16 protein-coding genes are annotated in these 20,158 nt (G+C 45.0%); 15 read left to right on the plus strand and 1 reads right to left on the minus strand.

Translation table 11 applies throughout. From position 1 onward, the window contains the following. Positions 1–39: 39 nt before the first annotated feature. The 3 genes from GWD08_RS02810 to GWD08_RS02820 all read left to right on the plus strand — a co-directional run bounded on the left by GWD08_RS02810 (position 40) and on the right by GWD08_RS02820 (position 3,711). Entirely contained in the window at positions 40–879 is an 840-nt protein-coding gene (locus tag GWD08_RS02810; RefSeq protein WP_159542904.1) for an aldo/keto reductase, read from the plus strand. Positions 880–1,202: 323 nt separating this feature from the next. Then, entirely contained in the window at positions 1,203–2,348 is a 1,146-nt protein-coding gene (locus GWD08_RS02815) for an NAD(P)-dependent malic enzyme (protein WP_159564118.1), read from the plus strand. A gap of 28 nt (positions 2,349–2,376) precedes the next feature. After that, positions 2,377–3,711, plus strand: a complete 1,335-nt coding sequence (locus tag GWD08_RS02820; RefSeq protein ID WP_159542898.1) for a 2-hydroxycarboxylate transporter family protein — start codon at positions 2,377–2,379, stop codon at positions 3,709–3,711. 184 nt (positions 3,712–3,895) lie between these two features. On the opposite strand, the gene GWD08_RS02825 is transcribed toward GWD08_RS02820, so the two are convergent. After that, positions 3,896–4,834 carry a sugar-binding transcriptional regulator gene (locus GWD08_RS02825; protein WP_159547759.1) on the minus strand — a complete coding sequence of 313 codons (939 nt, stop codon included), beginning with the start codon at positions 4,832–4,834 and terminating at the stop codon, positions 3,896–3,898. A gap of 74 nt (positions 4,835–4,908) precedes the next feature. Here GWD08_RS02825 and citC point away from each other — a divergent pair, with 74 nt between their 5' ends. The 12 genes from citC (at position 4,909) to GWD08_RS02885 (ending at position 20,157) form a co-directional block, all read left to right on the plus strand. Next, on the plus strand, positions 4,909–5,943 hold the full coding sequence (gene citC / locus GWD08_RS02830; RefSeq protein WP_159564119.1) for a [citrate (pro-3S)-lyase] ligase: 1,035 nt from the start codon (positions 4,909–4,911) through the stop codon (positions 5,941–5,943). Then, positions 5,940–6,230, plus strand: coding sequence for a citrate lyase acyl carrier protein (citD, locus tag GWD08_RS02835; RefSeq protein WP_159542889.1), 291 nt, complete (start codon positions 5,940–5,942; stop codon positions 6,228–6,230). Before citC ends, citD begins: the two co-directional genes overlap by 4 nt. A 3-nt stretch (positions 6,231–6,233) precedes the next feature. Next, positions 6,234–7,148: a citrate (pro-3S)-lyase subunit beta gene (citE, locus tag GWD08_RS02840; RefSeq protein ID WP_159542886.1), complete on the plus strand. Its 915-nt coding sequence runs from the start codon at positions 6,234–6,236 to the stop codon at positions 7,146–7,148. Next, complete coding sequence (citF, locus tag GWD08_RS02845; protein ID WP_159564139.1) at positions 7,138–8,676, plus strand: citrate lyase subunit alpha; 1,539 nt, start codon at positions 7,138–7,140, stop codon at positions 8,674–8,676. The genes citE and citF overlap by 11 nt, the downstream gene beginning before the upstream one ends. A 3-nt stretch (positions 8,677–8,679) precedes the next feature. Next, positions 8,680–10,044: a triphosphoribosyl-dephospho-CoA synthase CitG gene (gene citG / locus GWD08_RS02850; protein WP_159564120.1), complete on the plus strand. Its 1,365-nt coding sequence runs from the start codon at positions 8,680–8,682 to the stop codon at positions 10,042–10,044. 645 nt (positions 10,045–10,689) lie between these two features. Then, positions 10,690–11,607 (plus strand): glycine--tRNA ligase subunit alpha, encoded by a 918-nt coding sequence (gene glyQ / locus GWD08_RS02855; RefSeq protein WP_159564121.1) that lies wholly within the window; start codon positions 10,690–10,692, stop codon positions 11,605–11,607. A gap of 168 nt (positions 11,608–11,775) precedes the next feature. Continuing rightward, a complete protein-coding gene (gene glyS, locus GWD08_RS02860; protein WP_159564122.1) occupies positions 11,776–13,815 on the plus strand; it encodes a glycine--tRNA ligase subunit beta in 2,040 nt (679 codons plus the stop codon). Between the two features lie 158 nt (positions 13,816–13,973). Then, positions 13,974–14,231, plus strand: a complete 258-nt coding sequence (locus GWD08_RS02865; RefSeq protein ID WP_159542874.1) for a DUF896 family protein — start codon at positions 13,974–13,976, stop codon at positions 14,229–14,231. Positions 14,232–14,621: 390 nt separating this feature from the next. Next, entirely contained in the window at positions 14,622–16,136 is a 1,515-nt protein-coding gene (glpK, locus tag GWD08_RS02870) for a glycerol kinase GlpK (RefSeq protein WP_159564123.1), read from the plus strand. 221 nt (positions 16,137–16,357) lie between these two features. Next, positions 16,358–17,008, plus strand: a complete 651-nt coding sequence (gene fsa / locus GWD08_RS02875; protein ID WP_159564124.1) for a fructose-6-phosphate aldolase — start codon at positions 16,358–16,360, stop codon at positions 17,006–17,008. A 254-nt stretch (positions 17,009–17,262) separates the two neighbouring features. Next, complete coding sequence (gene tkt / locus GWD08_RS02880) at positions 17,263–19,248, plus strand: transketolase (protein WP_159564125.1); 1,986 nt, start codon at positions 17,263–17,265, stop codon at positions 19,246–19,248. Positions 19,249–19,422: 174 nt separating this feature from the next. After that, positions 19,423–20,157, plus strand: a complete 735-nt coding sequence (locus tag GWD08_RS02885; RefSeq protein ID WP_159564126.1) for an ABC transporter ATP-binding protein — start codon at positions 19,423–19,425, stop codon at positions 20,155–20,157. Position 20,158 lies beyond the last annotated feature (1 nt).

Here is a 20,158-nt window from a genome sequence, read left to right on the forward strand (position 1 = left end):
CTGGTATGGTAAAATGGGGACATGTAAGGAGGACGTCATATGATAAAGACGATTACAATGAACAATAATTTGACCATTCCTGCACTTGGCTTTGGTACCTACCAAGCAGCTGATGGCGAGGAAGCTTATCAATCAACTCTGGCAGCCTTAAAATTAGGCTATCGGCATATTGATACTGCTGCTGTTTATAAAAATGAAGAAAGTGTCGGTCGGGCGATCAAAGATAGCGGGATTGCTCGTGAAGAGTTATTTATAACCACCAAGCTATGGAACGATGCGCATAGTTATGAAGGGGCCAAGCAAGCCTTACATGATTCGCTTAAGCGGTTAGGACTTGACTATGTTGACCTTTACCTGATTCATTGGCCTAATCCTGTAGCTGTCCGCGATCATTGGCAAGAGGCCAATGCCCAAGCTTGGCGTTATATGGAAGAGGCTGTTGCTCAAGGGCTGGTGCGCACTATTGGTGTCAGTAACTTCTTAGTGCATCATTTAGAAGCCTTGGCTAAAACGGCGCAGATCAAACCAGCAGTCAATCAAATTCGCTTAGCGCCAGGTTGTTATCAAACGGAAGTAATCGATTACTGTCGCGCACATGACATTGTCCTTGAAGCCTGGAGTCCATTAGGACAAGGGGAGATTTTTAACAATCCAACGATGCAAGAATTGGCTCAAAAATATCATAAGACCATTGCCCAAGTAGCCCTTGCTTGGTCTGCCTATGAAGGTTTTCTTCCGCTTCCTAAATCTGTCCATGAAGAGCGGATCAAAGAAAATCTGGACTTTTTGGATATTGAACTATCAAAAGAAGACGCCCAAACGATTCGCAACTTACCAGGCATGTCTGCTATCCCAGATCCTGATACTAAAAATTTCTAGAGCTGCATGAAGTTCGTGCCTCTGACGGGGCCTGTCACCGCCACAGAGCCCCCCCACAAACACCGAAATCTCAAAAGAGAAGTTAGTTTATCTCTTTTGAGGTTTTTTTGTGGGCAAAATAGCTGAGCACCAAAACTTTCTGGCTACTGGGTGGAGGCTCGGGCCTGGTGAAAGGGGCTGCTTAGTGGTTTTTGACTTTTACCAAGATTTTAAATAGTTTAAAAAATAAATATTTATTTTTAAAAAAAGAAAATAAATATTGACTATTTTTAAATCAAGGCGTACACTTTATTTAAAAATAAAAAAATGAAAGGGCTTTATTTATGGTTGATTTTAATAAAGTGTTAGAGCTTCATCAACATCATACTGGGGTTTTGGATATTAAAGCGGACATTGCTATTACCTCAAAGGATGATTTAGCGCAAGCCTATACGCCAGGAGTTGCTGAGTTAGCCAGGCGGATCGAGGCGGATGCATCTGCTAAGAATAAATTCACGATGAGCGGCAAATTAGTGGCCTTGATTACAGATGGCTCAGCGGTCTTAGGCTTAGGCAATATCGGTCCGGCAGGTGGTTTACCCATTGTCGAAGGCAAGGCCTTGATTTATAAGAATTTCTCTGGGGTGGATGGCCTGCCTATTGCCATTGAGCAGGTGCCTGTGGATGAAATGGTTGCCACGATTAAAAATATTGCCAAATCGTTTGCTGGGATTCATCTAGAGGATATTGCCGCGCCGCGGTGCTTTGAATTAGAAGAAAAGCTCAAAGCTAGTTTGGCTATTCCGGTTTATCATGATGATCAAACCGGCACCGCCATTGTGGTTTTAGCAGCCTTGATTAATGCTGCTAAGGTGGTGAACAAGCCCCTTAAAGACTTAAAAGTGCTTGTCCATGGGGTGGGGGCTTCTGGTTTGGCTACGGCTAAGTTGCTTTATCATTATGGCATTCAGCAGATTAGTCTAATGGATCGCTATGGGAAAGTTGAAACCACCAGTCCTGATTATAATCCTTATCAAAAGGCCTTAGCGGCCAAAGTTACTCAGTCCAAGGGGCAAACCCTTGATGAGGTCATCGAAGGCCAGGATGTTTTCATTGGTTTGTCAGACAAGGAAGTCCTTAGCCAACAGCAAGTCGCTAAAATGGCTAAAGATAGTATTGTCTTTGCACTAGCTAATCCGATTCCAGAGATTTTACCACAGCTTGCTCATGCAGGTGGAGCAAAGGTTGTTGCGACGGGTTCTTCCCAGTATCCCAATCAAGTGAATAATGTTTTAGCTTTTCCCGGGTTGTTTAAAGGCGTCTTAGCGACTCAACTAAAGGATATTAGTTTAGAGCTGCAAGTCGCTGTAGCCCAGGCCCTCAGTGCCTTAACCAGTAAGCCAACACCAGAAAAAATTATTACCGATGTGTTTGATGAGAGAGTCGTACCGGTAGTGGTTAAGGCTGTTAAAGCATTTGTAAACCATTAGAAGTGAGTCATAAGAGAGGTACATTAGTATGGAGAGTAATGTTGCTAACAAGTCGTTTTGGTCACAGTTAAAAGAGGTTAAAATCGGTTTTATCCCTTTATTTGTTTATCTTATTTTACTAATAGGCTACGTAGGGATTACCGTTTTAGATATTGTTCCTGAAAATGATATGCTGATTGCATTGGGGATTATGACAGTCTTTGCTTATGTTTTAGAAGAAGTAGGAGCCCACATTCCTATTCTCAAATCTTTGGGTGGTAAAGTTTTAGTGGTCACTTTTTTACCGGCTTACTTGGTTTATAAAAACCTTCTGCCTCACTCGACTGTCAAAGTCGTATCAGCATTTATGGAACATAATAATTTTTTGATGTTCTTCATCACCTTATTGGTTGTTGGCAGTATTGCTTCGATGAATCGAAGAACACTTGTAAAAGCCACCTCAAGGATTATAGTCATTTTAATCTTATGTGATCTGATGGGTTCACTTATTGGGACAGGCGCAGGCATGCTCTTTGGCATGTCCGCCTATAAGACCTATTTCTTTATTGTCGCTCCGATTATGGCTGGTGGAGTTGGCGAAGGGGCAATGCCTTTATCGATTGGTTATGCAGCTCTTTTATCAGGGGTTAGCCAAAATCATATTTTTGGGCAAATTTTGCCTTGTGTGATGCTGGGAAGCTTGGTTGCCGTATTATTAGCAGGTTTATTAAGAAAGTTAGGGGAAATCAGACCGGAGCTTACGGGCAATGGCAAGCTGCTTGATAATGATGACGATAAGTTGGATAATTTAAAATCAGGAACTAAAGCAGTCAGTATCGAAAAAACCTTGACAGCAGGTGTTTTAGCAGTTGCTATTTACTTCATTGCGGTTTGGTTGGAATCCGCTTTAAAAGAAAGCCTGGGTTTCCACCTGCCTGCGCCGATTATTTTGTTGATCGTGCTTATGGCTGCTAAAATGCTGGGCTATATTCCTAAGGAAATAGAAAATGGCGGAGCTTCCTTAAATCGTTTTACAGTCAAAGGAATCACACCGCCTTTGCTCTTTGGCGTTGGGGTAGCTAAGACTGACTGGAAGGAATTAATCCAGGTCTTCAAAAGTCCGGCTGCCCTTGCAACGATTGTGGTAACAGTGGTTGCCATTGTCTTGACTGCTTTTATTGCTTCTAAATTACTGGGCCTTTATCCAGTTGACACTGCCATTGCCGTATCTTGCTGTAGTGGTCAGGGAGGGACTGGTGCGCTTGCGATCTTATCGGCCGGTGACCGGATGGAATTAATGCCCTTTGCCCAAGTGGCAGTTCGGCTAGGCGGTGCGATGACAGTTACCGTAGCCATTTTCTTACTGGGGTTGCTAACGAGATAAGCCTTTAAAATCTGGTGCTAGGTGTGTAGTATTGTTGCATCAAAGGACGCCAAAAAAGCCTTTTCGAGAAAGGCTTTAAGCGGTGTGTTTGATTAGTTGTGATACTTTTTAGCTTGAAAAATTGGAGCCAAAAGGTTGAGAGGTCGTATTGTTATCTGACTAGGCTTGCTTGTTGCTGCGCTTGCTATTTGAGGTCGTCTAGTAGGCGTCTGGCTACAGATTCGGTCAGGATTAGGTCGGTAAAGAGCCGGCCGCGCAGCGCTCCAATGGTGGCTTGGCTTTTAAACTTACTGCGAACGACACAGATTCTTTTAGGAACCTTGAAGATAGTCGCTAGATCAATTCCAAAAGTACAGTCACTGTCTTGATTAAGAAAATTGCCATGAATATCGTAGGGGCGACCATAGGCCATACCCGCAATATCACCGGTGTTGATTTTGGGAAATAAGGTTTTTAGATGGTCACGCCAGATGGGAATGGATTTTAAAGAGGCTAAGGTGCCCAAGCCACAGAAGATCAAGTCCATTTGCTTTGCTGCTGCTAAGGTTGGCTGTGATGAGAATTCTTCTAGCATGCCTTTGCGCGTGTTAGGCTCAGCAATATATAAGGGGCCAGATAGGGTTAGGTAATTGGCAGAAAATTTATCGGCTATTTTTTGGACCATCCGCATGGTGCCTGCCTTTGACTTGTATTTCTTATTTTCACCGATGAATTGGGTGAAGGTGCAGTCTTCTAGCATGACCTGTGGGAACTGCTCAATGATTTCTGAAATGGTTTCGCCCCAAACAGTCCCTACGATGCGGCTTGCTTGAATGTGCCTAAAAATTTCACTCGCAGCAAAGGTGATGACGTGTGATTCTTGATCACATGTGTCTTGGGAATCCTTGATGATATAAATATTATCAATGTCAAATAAGTCATGAATTTTCTTTTCGAGGTCGCGCTGCCGCTCAAGGGGTGTGTGGATTGTAATGGTCACAATTTTCTCTTGCTTGGCTTCTTCTAAGTATTTGTTTACGAGGTAGCGACTTAAATGATATTTATCCACAATTTGACCAATTGATAGACCAGAAATATAGTAGTCTTGAGCAATTTTAGTCAATAATTCGGTCTTGTTTTCCATCTTGTCCTCCAAAGGGTGTTAAATCTATTATAGCATTTCTAAGTATTTTTATAACAGTAAAGGAGGCTTTGAAAATGGCAAAAATTCAAGATATTTTTTTAAAAAATCCCAAAACCAAGCAAGAGTGGCAAAGTTTTTTGCGGGAGCGAGGGATTGAAAACTTTGCTAAAGGCGAACTAGCAGGCCTTACACAAACGATTGGTATTTATGAAGCAGACGAGCTGGTCGCAACGGGCTCCTTGGCTAGCAATGTCATCAAATATGTTGCCAGTAGCCAAAAAGATGGCCGGTGCGCGAGCTATTTTAATAGCATTATTAGTCGACTGGAGCAAGACTTGATTAAAGCCGGTCATACGCATTACTTTGTTTTTACTAAGGAAGCTTATCGGCAAAGCTTTCAGCATGTGGGATTTAAGGAATTAGCGCATTCAGATTTTGGTGCGATTTTGGAAAAAGGGCATCCTGACATTAACGATTACCTGCATGATTTTCCAGTGGGCGACCCGCAGCTAAGCAATGCGGCTATTGTTATGAATGCTAACCCATTTACGCTGGGGCACCGCTATTTAGTGGAAAAAGCTGCTCAGGAAAATGACTGGGTCTATGTCTTTGTCCTTAGTGAAGACAAGTCCTTGTTTACAACGTCAGAAAGGATGCATTTGGTCAAGGCTGGCCTAAGCCATTTAAAGAATGTGATTATTTTACCAACGTCAGACTATCTGGTCAGCTATACCACCTTTCCTGCTTATTTTATTCAAGACGACAGTCTGATTACAAGCTATCAAACCCAGCTTGATGCGCGGTTGTTTAAACGCTGGTTGGTTCCCTATTTTGCGATTACAAGGCGGTATTTGGGGCAAGAACCCTTCTCACAGACGACAGCACTCTATAATCAGATGCTTCAAAAAGAGCTTGCACCAGAGGTAGAAGTGGTCATCTTAGAGCGAAAGAAAACCAAGCATGACGTGATTTCAGCAACAGAGGTTAGAAAAAAGATTGCTGCGCAGGACTTGACGCATTTAGATCAGTTGGTACCACCAACAAGCTACGCTTTTATTGAAGAGCATCTCTTAGAACTACATCACAAAATGAAGGAAGGAAAAAAATGAACATACGTAAAACAGCCCTAGCTGGGACTCTGGAATCATCTGATGTCCAAATCATGATTACCAAAGCAAGTCACGGAATCACTATTGAGCTTGAATCCGATGTTAAAAAGCAATTTGGCAATGCGATTATCGCAACGGTAAAAGATGTCCTTGCTGCTTATGCGATTGAAAATGCAAAGGTAAGCATTGTTGATAAGGGAGCTTTGGATCTGGTTATTAAAGCACGCACCATAACTGCTCTTCAAAGAGCACTAGAGTTGGATGAACCCAAGTGGGAGGTGTTATAAAAAATGGTGGCAAGTGAACGCTTAAGACGTACGATGATGTTTGTGCCAGGTAACAATCCAGCTATGCTAAAAGATGCTGGTATTTATGGGGCAGACTCCATTATGTTTGATTTAGAAGACGCTGTATCTATAGCTGAAAAGGATGCTGCGCGTGATTTGGTTTATCAAATGCTGACTTTTCGTGATTATGGAAGTGCCGAGCTCGTCGTTAGGATTAATGGACTTGATACGCCTTATTGGAAGGACGATGTCAAGGCGATGGTCAAAGCAGGGATTGAGGTCATTCGCTTGCCCAAGGTCGAGTCCGCTCAGATGATGACCGAACTCGTTGCTGAGGTAGAAGCAGCAGAAAAAACCTTTGGCATTAAAGAGGGCCAAACCCAAGTGATGGCAGCGATTGAGTCAGCACTTGGTGTGCTCAATGCGCGAGAGATTGCCTTTGCTTGTCCTGAGCGGATGATGGGAGTGGCCCTTTCTGGGATGGATTATACCACTGATATGAAGACCCATCGTTACCCTGATGGACAAGAGCTTCTCTTTGCCCGGAACATGGTCTTGCATGCTGCTCGTGCTGCTAAAATATCTGCCTTTGATACCGTTTTTACTGATATGAATGATAAAGAAGGCTTTTTGCGGGAAACCGCCTTGATACGCCAACTTGGTTTTGATGGCAAATCCATTATTAATCCCAGGCAGATTGAATGGGTTAACAGTGTCTACCAACCAAGTGAACAAGACATTATCAAGGCTCAAAATGTCATGCTAGCTATCGAAGAAGCGCGTTTGAAGGGCTCTGGCGTGATTGCACTAAACGGTCAGATGGTTGATCGACCCGTAGTCTTACAAGCGCAACACGTGCTGCGCTTAGCCAAAGCAGCAAATCTGTTAGATGAGGAGGGCAATGACCGTGAAAAATAATGTCAATCGTGAGATACCAGATCATTTATTAGCACCATTAAACAGAAAACCATTTACTACTGTCGACTATGAAGGCACCGTGACCCAGCGGGTTGCTCCTAGAGTCACAGCTACTAGCGGCCGCTCCAAAGTGGTAGCTAGCTTAAAAGAAGTCATCGCAAAAACAGTGAAAGATGGCATGACCCTTTCTTTTCACCATCATTTTCGCGAAGGTGACTTTGTCTTTAATCAGGTGATGCGGCTGGTTATAGATATGGGATATAAAAATATCGCTATTGCGCCTTCTTCTTTGACCAATGTTATGAATGCTATTGTGGTTGAAGCTATTGAAAAAGGCGTAGTCACTAATATCACTTCTTCTGGCATGCGAGGTACCCTAGGCGATGCTATTTCCCATGGAGCTTTAGCTAATCCGGTAATCTTTAGGTCCCATGGTGGTCGTGCTCGCGCCATTGAAACGGGTGAGATTGCTATTGATGTGGCTTTCTTAGGCGTTCCTAACGCTGATGAAATGGGCAATGCCAATGGTATGTTTGGTGCGACAGCCTTTGGCTCCTTAGGCTATGCTCTTATGGATGCCCAGTATGCGCAAACCGTGGTGCTTGTCACAGACGAATTAAAACCCTATCCTAATACCCCCGCCTCGATTACGCAAACGCAGGTGGATTATATTGTAAAGGTTGATGCGGTAGGTGATCCTGATAAAATCGGCTCAGGTGCTACGCGCTTTACCACTGATCCTAAGGAATTAAAAATTGCTAAAACAGTCAACGAAGTGATTACGCATTCTCCCTACTTTAAACAAGGCTTTTCCTTTCAAACAGGGAGCGGTGGTGCCGCGCTAGCAGTTTCACGTTTTCTTCGTAAGGCCATGCTTGATCAAAAGATTACAGCTTCCTTTGGCTTAGGAGGTATTACCAAACCAATGGTTGATTTGCTAGAAGAAGGCCTGGTTGATAAGCTCATGGATGTGCAAGATTTTGATAAAGGCGCGGCCCAATCCATGCACACTAACCCAAACCAGCAAGAAATTGATGCGTCTTGGTATGCTGATCCAGCTAATAAAGGTGCCATGGTTGACAAACTAGATATTGTCATCTTGTCAGCTTTAGAAATTGACACGGACTTTAACGTCAATGTCATGACCGGTTCAGACGGCGTTATCCGTGGCGCCATCGGTGGGCACCAAGATGCCGCAACAGCGCAGTTGACCATTATCTCAGCCCCGTTGGTCCGCGGCCGGATCGCAACAATTGTGCCTCGGGTGACCACTGTCGTTACTCCTGGTGATTCTATCGATGTGGTAGTCACCGAAGTCGGAATCGCAATTAATCCAAAACGCCGGGACTTGCAAGAAGTCCTAAGCAACATTCCAGGTATTCCCGTTTATACCATTGAAGCCTTACAACAAATGGCCGAGCAACAAACGGGTACCCCACAAGCTTTGAGCTTTACCGATCGGGTCGTTGCCCTCATTGAATACCGTGATGGCACTTTAATGGATACTATTTTAGAAGTCAACGATTAACTCATGATAAAATTATTTGAAGGCGGCAAAGCAGTTAGCCTAGATGACATTCTATTAAACCGAGAATGGCGCGTTGCGATCCAAACGCAACTGCTTGCTAAACACCAGCCACAAAGCCTTGTGGCGCTTAAATTAAACATACCTGGGTCAATAAAAAATAGCCAGCTTTTGCGTTATATTTTTTACCAGGGACTTATGGCATTAACGGCAGACTTACAACCGAGTCACCAGCTTGTTTTTGCCGAGCGTAGCACCGGACCAGAAGCTTTTTTATGCTTGGAATGCTCAGCTAAGGCATGTAAGCAAAAGACCATCTATTTTGAGGAAAATTTCTCACTCGGACGGCTCTTTGATGCCGATGTTTTGCAGCCAGATGCTCAGCAGCTTTCCCGCATAGCCCTAGGTGCGCCCCCAAGGAGTTGTTTTGTGTGTTGCAAGCCAGCTAAAGTGTGCTCACGCAGTCAAAATCATGACACACAAGAGATCATTACCCAGCTTTCAGATGCTGTTGCAACCTTTTTTCAGCAAGAAAAACAAAGAATGGTGGGAACAGCTATCAAAGCCCTGCTCTATGAGGTCTCGGTCTTGCCCAAACCGGGCCTAGTTGATCCGGCTAGTCAAGGCAGCCACCCAGATATGGATGTCTTTACTTTTATTGATAGCGCGACCAGTCTAGCTCCCTATTTTGCCGCACTTTTTGACCTAACGATTAACTGGACCGGCTCGCTGCCAGCCTTATTTGCCGCTGCTCGAGGAGAAGGAATTAAGGCTGAGCGGCAAATGTTTGCAGCGACAGCAGGTGTTAATACCCATAAGGGAGCCATTTTTTCACTAGGGCTTGTGTATATAGCGAGCATCTACCAGTGTTTCACTGACCTGTCTTGTTCAGAAATCATTCGTGCAATGACTAAAGGCATTACCCAGACTGACTTTGCCAAGCTAGCCAGTAAACCTAGTCTAACAGCAGGTGAACAGCAATTTTTAGACTATGGATTCAAGGGAGTCAGAGGCGAAGCCGAAAAAGGCTTTCCCCAAGTCTTTGAGCTGGCCCTGCCGTATCTCAAACAAAGGCAAGGCACCATTAATCAGCGCCTCCTAGATACGCTGATGACTGTGTCCACTCAGATACAGGATTCTAATCTCATCAAGCGAGCAGGCAATCTCGCTGTGGTTGAGACCCTACAGACTCAGGTCCAGACCTTTTTTGACCTAGGAGGAGCCAAAACACCTCAAGGCATCGCCTACTTACAGACACTTGATGCAGCGTTTATCAGCCAAAACCTCAGTCTAGGCGGAACGGCCGACCTGCTGATTGTCACTATCTTTCTAGCACTTTTAGATGGGAGTTTGGGTAAGGAAAATCGCTGAGCCTGCCAGCTATTATTAGCTGAGACCGGCTTGCATGTTGGCTTGAACTAGCTTTTGGATTAGCTAGCGCCTCGCAGCAGTGGCGGTAACTCTTGCCAGACTGACTGCTACGTGCATGCAAAAAAGCATTGCTTCCAGCTAAGAGACCTCTTGTCTATGCTCAGCAGCAAAGCCAGCATGAAATCCTGCAGGAAGCCAGAAAAGCGATTGGACAAAGACACAAGAATGTGTTACAATCAAGTCCAAGAAAGAAACAGTTTTATTCTCATGCCAAGCGAATCCGGGAGAGTGGGAGCCGGATGGTGATGGTAAAACCCAGTGGCGCTTTCTTATCAGACTGCCTAGGCAGCCTTTAGCTAAGATAAGCTTAAACGAAGTAATAAAATAGGGTGGAACCGCGTTTTGACGCCCCTATGTCATAAGACATGGGAGGCGGACAGGCGGTTCTTTTCTTATGTTGACTAGGTGTTGAACCAAGTGCAAATCAGTAACGCGCTAGCTATTTTCAACCGCATAAACTTAAAAGTCAGGCGCCTTGTTAAAAAGAGATGCCACTTTGTTAGCCAATCTGCAAAGCCCAATTGCTAGCGCAAAGACCAGGCTAGTCTTGGTAAGATCAGCTAAACACATTTAAGGAGAAAGAACATGACACAACCATTGACCTTTCAAGAAATCATCTTAACCTTGCAAACCTATTGGAATGATCAGGGCTGTATGTTGATGCAGGCCTATGATAATGAAAAAGGAGCTGGCACCATGTCACCCTATACCTTTTTACGGGCTATTGGTCCTGAGCCTTGGAATGCAGCCTATGTCGAACCATCCCGCCGACCAGCTGACGGCCGCTATGGGGAAAACCCTAACCGTCTCTACCAGCATCACCAATTTCAGGTTGTGATGAAACCATCACCTGATAATATCCAAGAGCTCTATTTAAAATCCTTAGAACTGCTTGGCATCAATCCCCTAGAGCACGACATTCGTTTTGTGGAAGATAACTGGGAAAATCCTTCAACAGGTTCTGCTGGTCTTGGTTGGGAAGTCTGGCTGGATGGGATGGAAATTACCCAATTTACCTACTTTCAACAAGTAGGTGGCCTTGCTACCTCACCTGTGACAGCTGAGGTAACCTATGGCTTAGAGCGCCTAGCTTCCTATATTCAAGAAGTGGACTCGGTTTACGACATTGAGTGGGCACCAGGGATCAAATATGGTGAAATCTTTAAGCAACCAGAATACGAGCACTCAAAATATTCATTTGAGGTTGCCAATCAGGAGATGCTGCTTGATAATTTTGAAAAATATGAAAAAGAAGCCAACCAGGCACTGGCTGAAGGTCTGGTGCATCCTGCTTACGATTATGTGCTCAAATGTTCCCATACCTTTAACCTGTTAGATGCCAAAGGTGCAGTGTCAGTGACGGAACGTGCGGGCTATATTGCTAGAATCAGAAACCTGGCGCGGGTGGTCGCTAAAACATTTGTGGCCGAACGTAAAAAGTTAGGCTTTCCTCTATTAGATGAAGCGAGTCGGGCTAAACTCCTAGCCAAAGACGAAGCTTAAGTTCTAAGGAGCTCTTAACAAGGGCACAGCAACCTGACGAGCAGTCTTCTGCCACTTGATTCTTGCCTTGTCAGGCTTACGAAAGCTCAAGCAGAGCTAATGGAATGTGCCTAAGGAGCATTTTAAGCGCATATCCTTTTGCAAATTTTTACCAGTAAGGAGTAACAGATGACAAAAGATTTATTAGTAGAACTCGGCTTAGAAGAATTACCGGCTTATGTGGTGACTCCAAGTGAACACCAACTAGGCCAAAAAATGGGCCAATTCTTGCAAGATAATCGCCTCGCTTATCAATCCATTGAAACCTTCTCAACGCCGCGTCGTTTGGCCGTTCGTGTCAAAGGCTTAGCCGAGCAGCAGACTGATTTGACGGAGGATTTTAAAGGCCCAGCCAAAAAGATCGCACTGGATGCCCAAGGGAATTTTTCCAAGGCAGCGCAGGGCTTTGTCCGGGGCAAGGGCTTGACTGTGGCTGATATTGAGTTTCGTGAAGTCAAAGGCGAATCCTATGCCTATGTCACCAAACATGAACCAGGCAAGTCAGTGGTTGAGGTGCTTGCAGCCATCCCAGAAGTGCTTGCAAGCCTAACCTTCCCTGTGACGATGCATTGGGCTAATCACCATTTTGAATACATTCGTCCGGTCCATACCTTGACGGTCTTACTTGATGAGCAAGTTTTGCCTATGTCTTTTTTGGCTATTCAGTCTGATCGCATTAGTCGCGGCCATCGTTTCTTAGGGACAGAGACGCCGATTGCTTCAGCCAATTCCTACCAAGATGACCTGCGCCAGCAATTTGTCATTGCTGATGCTAAGGAACGCCAGCAAATGATTTTGGATCAAATCAAGACGATTGAAGCACAACATCAGATTAAGGTGGAGATTGATCCTGATTTACTAAACGAAGTACTTAATTTAGTGGAGTATCCAACTGCTTTTTTGGGCAGCTTTGATCCTAAATACCTGGATGTGCCTGAGGAAGTGCTGGTAACGTCTATGAAAAATCACCAGCGTTACTTTGTTGTGCGCAACCAGGCTGGCAAACTCCTGCCTAACTTTGTTTCAGTGCGCAATGGGAATGCTGAGCACATTGAAAATGTGATTAAGGGAAATGAAAAGGTCTTGGTTGCCCGGCTTGAAGACGGCGAATTCTTTTGGCAAGAAGACCAAAAACTCCAGATTGCTGATTTAGTTGCCAAATTAAACCAGGTGACCTTCCATGAAAAGATCGGGTCTTTGGCTGAGCATATGGAGCGGACCAAGCTGATTGCCCAATACTTAGCTCAACAAGCTGACTTGTCAAAAACTGAGCAGACTGCGCTTTTGCGTGCAGCTGAGATTTACAAATTTGACCTCTTGACGGGCATGGTTGATGAATTTGACGAATTGCAAGGCGTTATGGGTGAAAAATACGCCTTACTGGCTGGTGAAGACCCAGCAGTAGCCATCGCTATCCGCGAGCACTATCTACCAAGCTCAGCAGAAGGTGCTCTGCCAGAGACAAAGGTCGGTGCAGTGCTGGCCCTAGCTGATAAACTCGATACGTTGCTAGCCTTCTTTAGTGTTGACTTGATTCCAAGTGGCTCTAATGACCCCTATGCGCTACGCCGAGCTACCCAGGGGATTGTCCGCATTCTGGAAGCCTTTGGCTGGGATATTGCCTTGGATGAGCTAATTGCCCATCTCTATAGCCTGTCTTTTGACAGTCTAACCTATGCGCATCAGGCAGAAGTCATGGATTTTATTGCTGGACGGATTGAAAAGATGATGGCCCCAACCATTGCTAAAGACATTCGCACAGCTGTTCTTGCCTCTGACACCTATGTGGTCCGTCTCATGCTAGCAGCCAGCGCAGCCCTTGCCCAAAAGAGTAAAGAAGCTGACTACAAAGGAGCCATCGAGAGCCTATCTAGAGTCTTTAACTTGGCACAAAAAGCTGACGCAGCTATCAGTGTGCAACCAGACCTCTTTGAAAATGCCGCTGAAGCCGACTTGTATCAAGCTGTCGCTGCTCTTGATTTGCGCGATGACATGGCAGCAAATGTGACCCAATTATTTGCCCTAAGTTCGGTGATTGATGCTTTCTTTGACCAGACGATGGTAATGGCCGATGATGAGCAAGTCAAAAACAATCGTCTGGCTCTGCTTGCTAGCCTAGTGGCAAAAGCAAAAAAGGTTGCAGCTTTCAATCTCTTAAATTCAAAATAAGCATTGTCAACTTGGCGGCTAGGCTTGAAAAGACGCTGCAAGCCTACCCATCACTGCAATACAGGAGAAAGGAAAAAGGGCCAAAGGTCACACTTAGTGCTTGCTAAACCTTGTTAAGCCGAGGAAAAACAGCCTTAAGCCCAGATCGGTAAGAATAAATGGATCCTAAAAAAATCGAACGTATTAACGAACTTGCTAAAAAGAAAAAAACCGTCGGCCTCACTGGTCCAGAAAAAGTGGAACAAGCCAAGCTGCGTGAAGAATACATAGAAGGTTTTCGTCGCTCCGTACGCCATCACGTTGAAGGCATCAAATTAGTAGATGAAGCAGGCAATGACGTTACCCCAGAAAAGCTCCGCCAAGTGCAAAGGGAAAAAGGGCTACATGGCCGTAGCTTGGATGATCCCAATTCCTAATGCAAAGAAGCAGGAACTAGGCTTGGCCATGGGACCGTGGCCTTGTTTGGCAGTAAGTCCTGCTTGGCCCAGCTACAGCTTACAGGTTACGAGCACAAAGCCAGCCAAGCTAAGAAAGTCAAGTAGGCATTAAGCCAGCTTTGGCTTTCTTTTTTGTTGTCGTTGAAAAGCTTAAGCAATCCACCAAGCACTGTTTGAGCTAGAGGTGGCTTTCTCTTATCTGTAGGGAGTAAGTGAATAGCTGACTGAGCACATCAGTAGCTGTGGTCCAACTGGTCTAAAAGAATGTTTTTTGGGGTAAAGTCAGGTTTTCTGGCAGGCTTTTGATCTGAATTTGGGTATAATAGTAGAAACAGACAACCCCAAACCCCATTTTTTAGGAGGAGTAAAATGGTACAAGAGACCTACATCATGGCGATTGACCAAGGAACGACAAGTTCTAGAGCAATTATTTTTAACCATCAAGGTGAGAAAATTAGCAGTAGCCAAAAGGAATTCCCCCAACTGTTCCCACATGCTGGCTGGGTTGAACATGACCCGCATCAGATTTGGAATTCTGTCCAATCGGTCATTGCAGATGTGTTTATTGAATCAAGCATTAAACCTGGACAAATCGAGGCCATCGGTATTACCAATCAGCGAGAAACCACCGTGGTCTGGGATAAAACAACGGGGAAGCCTATTTATAATGCTATAGTGTGGCAGTCGCGGCAAACCGCAGAGATTGCCAATCAGCTCAAAGAAGCCGGACACACAGCGATGATTCATCGTAAAACTGGCCTGGTCATTGATGCCTACTTTTCAGCGACCAAGGTTCGCTGGATTCTTGATCAGGTACCAGGCGCGCAGGCGCGCGCAGAACGTGGGGATTTGCTCTTTGGCACCATTGATACCTGGTTGGTCTGGAAGTTGACAGACGGTGCTGTCCATGTCACCGATTATACCAATGCCGCTAGGACTATGTTGTTTAACATCAAGGACTTAGACTGGGATGATGAGATTTTAGCTTTATTAAATATTCCCAAGATCATGTTGCCACAAGTCCTCTCCAATTCAGAGATCTATGGCAAGACAGCTCCCTTTCATTTTTATGGTGGCGAGGTTCCCATTGCTGGGATGGCAGGTGATCAACAAGCAGCGCTTTTTGGCCAGCTGGCTTTTGAGCCGGGCATGATTAAAAACACCTATGGAACGGGCTCCTTTATCATTATGAATACTGGCCAGACCATGCAGTTATCTTCCAATAACTTGCTGACAACGATTGGCTACGGTATTAATGGGCAGATCCACTATGCTTTAGAAGGTTCGATTTTTATTGCTGGTAGTGCGGTGCAATGGCTGCGCGATGGGCTTAGGATGGTGGATACAGCCAGTGACTCTGAGACTCTCGCTTACTCAGCCACCAGCTCAGATGATATTTACGTGGTGCCTGCCTTTACGGGCCTTGGGGCGCCCTACTGGGATTCTGATGCGCGTGGTGCTGTCTTTGGCTTAACCAGAGGAAGCACCAAAGCCGACTTTGTTAAGGCGACCCTCCAAGCCATTGCTTATCAAGTCCGCGATGTGCTTGATACCATGACGGTAGATTCTGGCATGACCATTCCCCAGCTACGGGTAGATGGCGGAGCAGCGATGAATAACTACCTCATGCAATTTCAAGCAGACATCCTAGGCATTGATATTGCTAGGGCGAGAAATTTGGAGACTACTGCCCTGGGAGCAGCCTTTTTAGCTGGCCTTGCAGTTGGTTATTGGCCGGATTTGGCTGCGCTCAAAGAATTAAATGCGACTGGTCGGCTTTTTAGAGCTCAGATGCCGCTAGATCGCAGAGAAAAACTCTATCAAGGTTGGAAACAAGCCATTAAAGCAACTCAATTATTTGCCCAGCCAGATAGTAACTCGTAAGCATAGCAGCAGGCCAAACCCTAAGCCTGCTTTTTTAACGTCCTAGTCAGTGCTAGGTTGAAGTTAGCTAAAAACAAGTCTAACTTTGCACAGAAAAGTGTGTAAGACTTGGACTTTTGATGCCTGCATTTCCTTGGTATACTTTGGGAGCAATACCTGTAGAGAAAAGGGCTTTCTTTTAGCTGGTATTTTCTAAAACATAGTTTCAAAGGAGGGTAAAGATGAAATTTTTCTTAGATACTGCAAATGTTGAAGCCATCAAAGCGATTACGGAACTTGGTCTAGTTGATGGGGTGACAACCAACCCGACTATTATTTCTCGTGAGGGGTGCGATTTTGAGACCCAGATCAAAGAGATCTGTCAGATAGTTGATGGTCCCGTCAGTGCGGAAGTAACCGGTCTGACCACTGATGAGATGGTTGAGCAAGCGAGAAACATTGCGCAGTGGCATGACCAGGTAGTTGTCAAAATTCCCATGACTAAAGCGGGCTTAAAGGCGACGCACCAATTAGCCAAAGAAGGTATCAAGACGAATGTCACGCTTATTTTTACTGCTTCTCAAGGTCTCATGGCGATGAAGGCTGGTGCTACTTACATCAGTCCGTTTATTGGTCGCCTAGAAGACATTGGCTCTGATCCTTATCAGCTAATTGCTGATTTACGTCAGATTATTGATCATTATGGCTTTAAGAGCGAGATCATTTCGGCAAGTATTCGTAATGCTGCTCAGGTCGAAGCTGTTGCTCGGCTAGGTTCAGATATTGCCACTATTCCTGATGCGGTATTTAGTAAAATGGTCGCCCATCCCTTGACCACTAGTGGTCTTGAGCAATTCATGAAAGACTGGGCAGCCTTTAAAACATTAAAATAGGACTTGGGCACTCGTAAGAGGATATGAAGAAGATCGTGAAGTGCTTAACGATTTAGCAAAAAAGCTTAAAACACCACGACACATCAAAAAAGCCAATTGATGTAAGTGATTACATAGCTGTCAGATAAGTGTCTCACAAGGATGAATTTTTGGTGAATTCATGATTTTATGAAAGACTAAGGGGCTTTTTATGATACAATAGAAAACGTAAAAACGTTGTATTTTTAATAGGGAATAACAGAAAGGTTTTACTTATGACATTTGATGCAGTCGATCAGTTGGCAGTAACTACTGTCCGCACGCTTTCTATGGATGCCATTCAGGCGGCTAATTCAGGGCATCCTGGCCTTCCGATGGGATCCGCGCCGATGGCTTATGTGCTATGGAATCATTTCATGAATTGTAATCCTAAAACAAGCCGGAATTGGACCAATCGTGACCGATTTGTCTTATCAGCTGGCCACGGTAGTGCCATGTTATATAGCCTTTTGCATTTAGCAGGATATGATGTCACAATAGAAGACTTAAAGCAGTTTCGCCAATGGGGTTCTAAAACACCTGGCCACCCAGAGGTCAACCATACCGATGGTGTTGAGGCAACCACAGGACCTTTAGGTCAAGGGATCGCAAATGCTGTGGGAATGGCCATGGCTGAAGCTCATCTGGCTGCCAAATATAACAAACCTGGCTATGAGATTGTCAACCACTATACCTTTGCTCTTAATGGTGACGGCGACTTGATGGAGGGCGTTAGCCAAGAAGCCGCTAGCTTAGCTGGCCATTTGAAATTGGGGAAACTGATCTTGCTTTACGATTCAAATGACATTTCCTTAGATGGGCCAACATCCATGGCCTTTACAGAAGATGTGAAAGGTCGCTTTGAAGCTTATGGCTGGCAACACATCCTGGTAGAAGATGGAAATGACCTAAAAGCCATTGCCCAAGCCATCGAAGCAGCCAAGGCTGAGAGCACTAAACCAAGTATCATCGAAGTCAAGACAATTATCGGCTTTGGAGCGCAAAAACAAGGAACATCTGCTGTCCATGGCGCACCACTAGGACCAGAAGGCATCGCCTTTGCAAAGCAATCCTACCAATGGACCTACGATGATTTCGTTGTCCCTGAAGCTGTCAAAGAGCGTTTTGCCCAAGGCCTGCAAGCACGCGGTGCCAAAGCCGAGGCTGAGTGGAATGCTCTCTTTAACAAGTACCAAGCAGCCTACCCAGAATTGGCCCAAGCTTACCAAGCTGCTTTTGCCAATGAGGCCTTGTCGGTAGAATTAGCTGCGCATGAGCTGGGCACATCCAAGGCTAGCCGGGTGACCAGTCAAGAAGCCATCCAGCAGATTTCTGAGCAAGTGGCCAGCTTTTGGGGTGGTTCAGCTGACCTATCAGCTTCTAACAACACTATGGTCAAAGCAGAAACGGACTTCCAACCTGGCCACTATGTAGGCCGCAATATCTGGTTTGGGGTACGCGAATTTGCCATGGCAGCTGCGATGAATGGGATTGCCCTCCACGGCGGAACCAGAGTTTACGGCGGAACATTCTTTGTCTTTTCTAACTATCTGCTTCCTGCGGTGCGGATGGCTGCGCTGCAAAAACTCCCAACGGTTTATGTCATGACCCATGATTCTATTGCAGTTGGTGAAGATGGCCCTACTCATGAGCCTATTGAGCAATTAGCTTCGGTGCGTTCGATGCCAAATCTAAATGTGATTCGCCCAGCAGATGGCAATGAAACCAATGCCGCCTGGAAGCGCGCCTTGGCTGAAACAGACCGGCCTACCATGTTGGTCTTGACCCGGCAAAACTTACCTGTGCTTGAAGGCACTAAGGAATTGGCTGAAGCTGGTCTGAACAAAGGAGCTTATGTCTTATCAGAAGCTAAAGGCGAGCTTGATGGTATCTTGATTGCGACAGGATCCGAAGTGAAATTGGCCCTTGATACCCAAGCAGCGCTTGAAGTAGAAGGCATCCATGTGCGGGTCGTTTCGATGCCGTCCCAAAATATCTTTGATGAGCAATCAGCAGCCTATAAAGAAAGCATTTTACCAGCAGCAGTGACCAAACGTCTAGCCATCGAAGCAGGCTCAAGCTTTGGTTGGGCCAAATACGTCGGCCTTGCTGGTAAGACCCTAACCATTGATACTTGGGGAGCTTCAGCACCAGGCAACCGCATTTTTGAAGAGTACGGCTTTACCACCGCCAATGCCCTTGCTCTTTTCAAATCATTATAAAGATCAAAAGAAGGGCTTTGGCTCTTCTTTTTTGAACTGGTTTTCAACCGGACGAGGAGAGCTTGAACCAGGCTTGACAAGATGAAGAGAATCTATTAAGATGAATAAAAAAGATTGTATTAGAAAAGAAATACAACGCATGCTTTACGTGTCTTCAGGAAAAAAGGAGTAGCTATGATTGACTTTCAACATGTTTCAAAACTCTATGGTGACAAAGAGGCTTTAAGTGATCTCAATTTAAGAATTCAAAACGGGGAGATTTTTGGATTATTAGGGCATAATGGTGCCGGTAAAACCACTAGCCTTAGTATTTTAACCTCACAAATTGCAGCGAGTTATGGTGAAGTTATCGTTGATGGCCAAGCGCTGAGTGAGCATCGTGAGCAAATCAAACAAAAGATTGGTTATGTGCCTGACTCACCAGACCTTTTCCTCAACCTGACAGCTTTGGAATATTGGCACTTTCTTGCAAAGATTTACAGAGTTGATAGTGAGCATGCTCGTGAGCGTATTGATAGCCTAAGTCACTTGTTTGATATACAAGATGACCTGCACCAGACTATTGAGAGTTTCTCACATGGGATGCGACAAAAAACAATTGTTATTGGTGCCCTTTTATCCAATCCTGACATCTGGGTGCTTGATGAACCATTGACTGGTTTAGATCCTCAAGCAGCCTTTGACTTGAAGCAATTAATGCGCAAGCACGCCGATCAGGGGAAAATCGTCTTGCTATCCACCCATGTCCTAGCAGTGGCAGAGCAAATTTGTGACCGCTTTGCTATTCTAAAAAAAGGCAAAGTCATCTTTTTAGGTAGCATGGAAGATCTACAACGTGAGCATCCAGGCAAGGACTTAGAGGAGATTTACTTGAGTTTGGCTGGGCGGCAACAGCAAAAGGAGGTGTAGG

The sequence above is a fragment of the Streptococcus halichoeri genome (assembly GCF_009870755.1).
GTDB classification, from domain to species: Bacteria; Bacillota; Bacilli; order Lactobacillales; family Streptococcaceae; genus Streptococcus; species Streptococcus halichoeri.